Origin of the sequence: Motilibacter aurantiacus, assembly GCF_011250645.1 — a bacterium.
In the GTDB taxonomy this organism is placed as follows: Bacteria; Actinomycetota; Actinomycetes; order Motilibacterales; family Motilibacteraceae; genus Motilibacter_A; species Motilibacter_A aurantiacus.
In genome coordinates, this window is the sequence record NZ_JAANNO010000008.1 from 1 (window position 1) to 1,688 (window position 1,688).

At 69.8% G+C, this 1,688-nt stretch carries 1 protein-coding gene, 1 pseudogene and 1 other annotated feature; of the genes and pseudogenes, one reads left to right on the top strand and one right to left on the bottom strand.

Annotated features, from left to right (window positions below; translation table 11 throughout):
* The first annotated feature begins 280 nt into the window (after positions 1-280).
* Positions 281-1,491 (top strand): IS3 family transposase gene (locus tag G9H72_RS14420; RefSeq protein ID WP_231127068.1). Its coding sequence is split into 2 segments (ribosomal slippage): positions 281-509 and positions 509-1,491, totalling 1,212 coding nucleotides; the frame shifts between segments, so codons are not numbered across the junction.
* Positions 508-636 (top strand) — a sequence feature (AL1L pseudoknot). (Overlaps the previous gene by 129 nt.)
* Before the next feature lie 51 nt (positions 1,492-1,542).
* Here the strand turns inward: G9H72_RS14420 and G9H72_RS21765 are convergent.
* Positions 1,543-1,688, bottom strand: a pseudogene (locus tag G9H72_RS21765) (IS3 family transposase); the annotation flags it as partial.

The window sequence follows — 1,688 nt, forward strand, 5'->3', positions numbered from 1 at the left end:
CCTACCCGGGGTGTCTCACCTCAGCCTGACGCACAGGGTCCCAGGACAGGTTCTGCTGCACCTACCACTCCTTCACGACGAACATCGCCCGAGCCTAGAAGCAGGGTGTCTTGCAAGAAGTGGCTGCCGCCGAATCTCACCCGTCCGTCCCGCAGTGCCAAGCCGTCGGTGTGTGAACTGAACCGCCCCGGGTCTGGTGGAGGCGCTGAAGCCACGGGAGAGTGGGTCAGTGCCAGCACCGAGGAAGTACCCGGACGAGCTGCGTGAGCGGGCCGTGCGGATGGTGTTCGAGATGCGCGAGCAGTCCGGTCAGCGGACCGGGGCGATCGCGCGGGTCGGCGAGCAGCTCGGGGTCAACCCCGAGACGCTGCGCAACTGGGTGAACCAGGCCGAGGTCGACGGCGGGCAGAAGCCGGGGACATCGACCGAGGACCGGCAGCGGATCGCTGAGCTCGAGCGCGAGGTCCGTGAGCTGCGCCGGGCGAACGCCATCTTGAAGTCCGCGTCGGCTTTCTTCGCGGCGGAGCTCGACCGCCCACAGCAACGCTGACCACGTTCATCGACCAGCACCGCGAGGAGTTCGGAGTCGAGCCGATCTGCTCCACGCTCGCCGAGGCCGGCGTGGCGATCGCTCCGAGCACCTACTACGCGGCGAAGGCCCGCCCGCCGTCGGCGCGTGCGGTCCGGGACGAGGCCGTCAAGGCCGCTGTCGCACGCGTGCACGCGGAGAACTTCGGCGTGGACGGGGTGCGCAAGGTCTACCGCCAGCTGGCGCGGGAGGGCGGCGTGGACGGGGTGCCGGTACCGCGCTGCCAGGTGGCCCGGCTGATGCGCCAGCTCGGCCTGGCCGGAGCGGTCCGTGGAAAGGTCAAGCCCACCACGATCCCGGCCGCGCTGGATGAGCGTCCGGATGACCTGGTCGAGCGCAGCTTCTGGGCGCCGGCCCCGGACCGGCTTTGGGTAGCGGACCTGACCTACGTCGCGACGTGGTCCGGGTTCGTCTACGTCGCGTTCGTCATGGACGTCTACTCCCGGCGCATCGTCGGCTGGCGCTGCTCCACCTCACTGCGCGCGGACCTCGCGCTCGACGCGCTCGAGCAAGGGCTGTGGCAGCGGGCGCGCGACGCCCACGACGTCACCGGCTTGATCCATCACAGCGACCGCGGAGTGCAGTACGTCGCCATCCGCTACACCGAGCGCCTCGGCGAAGCTGGCGCAATCAGGTCGGGCGGGAGCAAGGGCGACTCCTACGACAACGCGGCCGCGGAGTCGCTGAACGGGCTGTTCAAGACCGAGCTGATCCGCCGCCGCGGCCCCTGGCGGGGCCTCGACGACGTCGAGCTCGCGACTCTCGAGTGGGTCGACTGGTACAACCACCGCCGCCTGCACAGCGCGTGCGGCGACGTCCCACCCGTGGAATACGAGCACAGCTACTACCGTCAGAACGCCGGCCTCACCGAGGACCAACCGGCAACCGCCAGCCTCCACTGAACCCGGGGCGGTTCACCGCTCTGAAGCGCCTGGGTCTGGTGGAGACCGGGTTCAGGCCACCTCGGCTGTCGAGGGAACGGTGGTGCGGTCACGGTAGCTCTGCTCGTACTCGGTTGGGGGCACGTGGCCGATGCTCGAGTGCAGCCGCTGGGTGTTGTACCGGCGGTCTCGCGCCCGACCTCGTTGCGCCCGGCCCA